Annotated in this window: 6 protein-coding genes; 5 read left to right on the top strand and 1 reads right to left on the bottom strand. The window is 71.2% G+C overall.

Going from position 1 to position 4539, the window contains the following annotated elements; translation table 11 throughout:
* The 4 genes from ACFFNX_RS43120 to menC all read left to right on the top strand — a co-directional run.
* Window positions 1-434, top strand: a 434-nt coding sequence (locus tag ACFFNX_RS43120; RefSeq protein WP_378212038.1) for an MFS transporter, incomplete at its 5' end; no start/stop codon positions are given.
* A 186-nt stretch (window positions 435-620) separates the two neighbouring features.
* The gene (locus tag ACFFNX_RS43115; protein ID WP_378212037.1) at window positions 621-1661 is read left to right on the top strand and encodes an MCE family protein; all 1041 of its coding nucleotides are present in this window, start codon (window positions 621-623) and stop codon (window positions 1659-1661) included.
* A gap of 43 nt (window positions 1662-1704) precedes the next feature.
* On the top strand, window positions 1705-2466 hold the full coding sequence (locus ACFFNX_RS43110; RefSeq protein ID WP_378212036.1) for a GNAT family N-acetyltransferase: 762 nt from the start codon (window positions 1705-1707) through the stop codon (window positions 2464-2466).
* Complete coding sequence (gene menC / locus ACFFNX_RS43105; RefSeq protein ID WP_378212035.1) at window positions 2463-3566, top strand: o-succinylbenzoate synthase; 1104 nt, start codon at window positions 2463-2465, stop codon at window positions 3564-3566. Before ACFFNX_RS43110 ends, menC begins: the two co-directional genes overlap by 4 nt.
* Before the next feature lie 12 nt (window positions 3567-3578).
* Here menC and ACFFNX_RS43100 read toward each other — a convergent pair whose 3' ends face one another.
* The gene (locus ACFFNX_RS43100; protein WP_378212034.1) at window positions 3579-4118 is read right to left on the bottom strand and encodes a cysteine dioxygenase family protein; all 540 of its coding nucleotides are present in this window, start codon (window positions 4116-4118) and stop codon (window positions 3579-3581) included.
* A 102-nt stretch (window positions 4119-4220) separates the two neighbouring features.
* On the opposite strand from ACFFNX_RS43100, the gene ACFFNX_RS43095 reads away from it, so the two are divergent.
* Window positions 4221-4539, top strand: a 319-nt coding sequence (locus ACFFNX_RS43095) for a LysR family transcriptional regulator (protein WP_378212033.1), incomplete at its 3' end; no start/stop codon positions are given.

Here is a 4539-nt window from a genome sequence, read left to right as displayed (position 1 = left end):
TCGCCGACCGGGTCGGACGGCGGCCGGTACTGCTGGGCGCGTGTGCGCTCGCCGGCGGCGGGCTGCTGCTGACCCTGCCGGACTCGCTGCCGGCGGTGGGCGCCGGGCTCCTGGTCATGACCACCGGCTTCTTCGCCGGGCACACGGTCGCCAGCGGCTGGGTGGGCCGCCGCGCGGCCACCGCGAAGGCCCACGCGTCCGCGCTCTACCTGTTCGCCTACTACCTCGGCAGCAGTGTCGGCGGGTCGGCCGGCGGCCTGGCGTACGAGCACGGGCACTGGGCGGCCACGGTCGTGTACGGCGTCGCGCTGCTCGCGGTCGCCTTCGTCGCGGCGCTCGGAGTGCACGTTTGCGCCGGTGGGGGCCGTGTGCGAGAGCCCGGGCCGGAGGGGCGTGATGTCCATCACTCCGCCATGTCAGTAAGGCGTTGCTGACCAGGGCGAACGCGATACCGGCGCTTTCTTTCGCATTTTTCCCGGCTCTTGTCCTTGTCGTGGGAAAATACGCGTCAGTAGGGTTCACGGACGCGATGGTGACCGCGACGGGGCGTGAAGGTCTCACGTCGCAGGCAGGTTTCCGCCGCGTCGCAGGCTCCGAGAATCGACGCGAGGTGCCCCCGCATGCGTCCCTTCCGTGAACGCAACCCGCTGCCGATCGGGATCGCCGGACTGGCGACGGTCGGCCTCGTCGCCGCGCTCGCCTTCAATCTCCAGCGCTTCTCCGGGGGCACCACCTACTCCGCCGCGTTCAGCGAGGCCGCCGGGCTCAAGTCGGGCGAGGAGGTGCGCATCGCGGGCGTCAAGGTCGGCAAGGTCGAGAGCGTCGACCTCGAAGGCGACCACGTGAAGGTGAAGTTCACCAGCGGCCGGTCGTTCGGCACCGACACCCGCGCGCAGATCAAGATCAAGACGCTGCTCGGCTCGCACTACCTGGCGCTGGAGCCGAAGGGCCCCGGACACCAGTCGTCGCACCGGGAGATCCCGGTGTCGCGCACCACCGCGCCGTACGACGTGGTGCCCGCGCTCCAGGACGCCAGCGCGCAGCTCGGCAAGATCGACACCAAGCAGCTGGCCCAGTCGTTCGACACGCTGTCGCAGACGATGCAGGGGTCCTCGGAGAACGTCCGCGGCACCCTGGCCGGGCTGCAGAAGATCTCGCGGGCGGTCGCCTCGCGCGACGACGAGCTCTCCCAGCTGCTCCAGCACACCAACAACGTGACCAAGCTGCTCGCCGACCGCAGCGGCGACCTGGCCACGCTCGTCAACGACGGCGGGCTGCTGCTCCAGGAGATCAACTCGCGCCGGCAGGTGATCAGCCAGCTCCTGACCGGCACGGTGACGCTGTCCCAGCAGATCACCGGAACGATTCAGGAGAACCAGGCCACGCTCGGCCCCGCGCTGAAGAACCTCCACCGCACCGTGAACATCCTGAACCGCAACCAGGAGAACCTCGACAGGTCCCTCAAGGCGATGAGCCCGTTCATGGGCGAGGTGGCCGACTTCACCGGCACCGGCCGCTGGTTCGACGTCTACCTGCAGAACCTCGTCCCGCTGCCGGCGTCGGTGAAGCTGCCCGGCGCGTCGAGCGGGAAGAGCGGGTCCACGGCCACTCCGAGCCCGTCCAACCCGTCGAACGGCAACCCGCTCCCCATCATCAAGTGAGCCCGGTCGTGCGCTCGATCCGATGACGCGGCACGATCGGGTTATGGACGTACGCGAGCTGACCACGCCCGATGACCTGCGCACGGCCTCGGAGGTGCTCGCCGGGATCTGGCGGCCCACCGACCCGATGCCGTACGAGATGATGCGCGTCCTACAGCACCTGGGCGGGTACATCTCGGGCGTCTTCGAGGGCGGCGCGATGGTGGGGGCCTGCGCGGCCTTCCCGGCCGCCGACGGGAGCCTGCACTCCCACATCACCGGCGTCGCCGCCCGCGGCCGGGGCGCCGGCTTCGCGATCAAGCGGCACCAGCGAGAGTGGGCGATCGCCCACGGGATACCGACGATCACTTGGACGTTCGACCCGCTGGTCCGGCGCAACGCGTACTTCAACCTGGCGAAGCTGGCGGCGCGGGCGACCGAGTACCTGCCGGACTTCTACGGCGAGATGCCGGACGAGCTGAACGCGGGCGATCCGAGCGACCGCCTGCTGCTCTCCTGGGACCTCGACGCCCCGGAGGTGGCCACGGCCATGAAGGGCGACCCGCCGGCCGAGCCCGCGCCCGCCGAGGTCACGGCGCTCACCGACGACGCGGAGGGCCGGCCGGTCGAGCGTGCCCCGGCCGGCGCGACCCGGATCGCGGTCGGCACACCCGCGGACATCGCCGCGCTGCGCGCCGACGACCCGCCGCTCGCCCTCGCGTGGCGGCAGGCCCAGCGGACCGCGCTCGCCGGGGCGCTGGACGCCGGATACAAGGTGACCGGTTTCGACCGGTCCGGCCACTACCTGCTGGAGGTCTCCCCATGAAGCTTTCCGGCGTCGAGCTGCGGCGGATCCGTCTCCCGCTGGTCTCGCCGTTCCGCACTTCCTTCGCGACCGAGACCGAGCGGGAGATCCTGCTGGTACGGGTCGTCGGGACGGAGACCGAGGGCTGGGGCGAGTGCGTGGCCATCACCGAGCCGCTGTACTCCCCCGAGTACGTCGACGGCGCCGAGCAGGTCATCCGCGACTTCCTGCTGCCCCGTCTGCCCGCGGACGTCACCGCCGGCGCGCTCGGCCCGGCGTTCGCGCCGGTCAAGGGGCACGAGATGGCCAAGGCCGCAGTCGAGATGGCGGTGCTGGACGCGGAGCTGCGGGCCGCCGGCATGTCGTACGCGACCTACCTCGGCGGCACGGCGGCCCGGGTGCCCGCCGGGGTGTCGGTCGGGATCATGGACTCGATCCCCGAGCTCCTGGACCACGTGGACCGCTACCTGGCCGAGGGGTACGCGCGGATCAAACTCAAGATCCAGCCGGGCTGGGACGTCGAGCCGGTCCGTGCCGTACGCGAGCGTTTCGGCGACATCCTGCTCCAGGTCGACGCGAACACCGCGTACACGCGGGCCGACGCGCGTCACCTCGCGGAGCTGGAGCCGTTCGGGCTGCTGCTGATCGAGCAGCCGCTGCCCGAGGACGACCTGCTCGGGCACGCGAAGCTCGCATCCCTCCTGACCACGCCGATCTGCCTGGACGAGTCGATCGTGTCGGCGCGCGCCGCCGCGGACGCGCTCGCGCTCGGCGCGTGCTCGATCGTCAACGTCAAGGCCGGCCGGGTCGGCGGCTACCTGGAGGCACGCCGGATCCACGACGTCTCCGCCGCGCACGGCGTGCCCGTGTGGTGCGGCGGCATGCTGGAGACCGGGCTCGGCCGCGCGGCGAACCTCGCGTTCGCCGCGCTGCCCGGCTGCACCCTGCCGGGCGACGTCTCCGCCTCCGAGCGCTACTACACGCGTGACATCACCGAGCCGTTCCGGCTGGTGGACGGCCTGATGACCGTGCCGTCCGGACCCGGGCTCGGGGTGGAGCCGATCATGGATTACCTGGACGAGCTGACCGAGTCGAAGCGGTTCGTACGCCTCGACGGCTGATCGTCGCCGGCCTCAGCCGCGTACCGGGAGCTCGTAGACGCGGCGGACGCTGGAGTCGATGCGGGAGATGTCGGTCCCGTAGATGTGGATCGAGATCGCGGTCGTGTCGCCGGAGTTGCGCACCCGGTGGATGTCGCCGGGCGGGGCGAAGCCGCTGACGTCTCCCGGCAGGTTGTCGTTCACGCCGGCGCTGAGCAGGTGGTCGCCCTCGTGGACGTACAGCTCCTCGTGCTCGACGCCCTGGAGCACGCCGAAGACGCACCAGGTCACGTGGTCGTGGATCGGCGTCATCTGGCCGGGGCGCCACACGAGGCCGACGATGGAGAACGCGCCGTCGGGCGCGGCGTACAGGGTGTGACACTGGTAGGTGCCGGGGTCGCCGAGTCGCTCCTGCGCCGTCAGCACGTCGGGAGTGGGCAGGTGCCGACGCAGCTCGCCGCCCACGATCAGCGCGGTCTCCCGCCAGCCGACGTGCCGGTCCACGGCGCCGCGCACGCCCGTCACGAGGTCCTGCAGTCCGGGCCGTACGTCTCCGCGCACCAGTGTTGCCATTTCGGACACCTCCTTCTCGGCTCCATAGTCCCTCCGCGATCAATCATCGGTCCAATGCCAACATCCACGGCGAACCATAGATGCGGTTGATATGTTGGCTCTGTGCTGGACGTTTCCCGCCTTCGCGTGCTCGTGGCGATCGCCCGTACGGGGTCGGTGACGGCCGCGGCGAAGCAGCTGCACTACTCCCAGCCGTCGATCAGCCACCACCTCGCCCGGCTGGAGGCCGAGACCGGCGCCCAGCTCGTGCGCCGCGTGGGGCGCGGCATCCGGCTGACCGAGGCCGGTCGCACCCTCGCCGAGCGCGGCGCCGAGATCCTGGGCCGCCTGGACGCCGCCGAGGCCGAGCTCTCCGCGCACCTGGGCCTGAGCCAGGGACGGGTACGGCTGGCCGCGTTCCCGTCGGCGCTGGGCACGTTCG

Source organism: Actinoallomurus acaciae, from assembly GCF_042429965.1.
GTDB classification, from domain to species: Bacteria; Actinomycetota; Actinomycetes; order Streptosporangiales; family Streptosporangiaceae; genus Actinoallomurus; species Actinoallomurus acaciae.
Note: the sequence above shows the minus strand (reverse complement) of the source record. Positions and strands in the feature narration are given on the sequence as shown.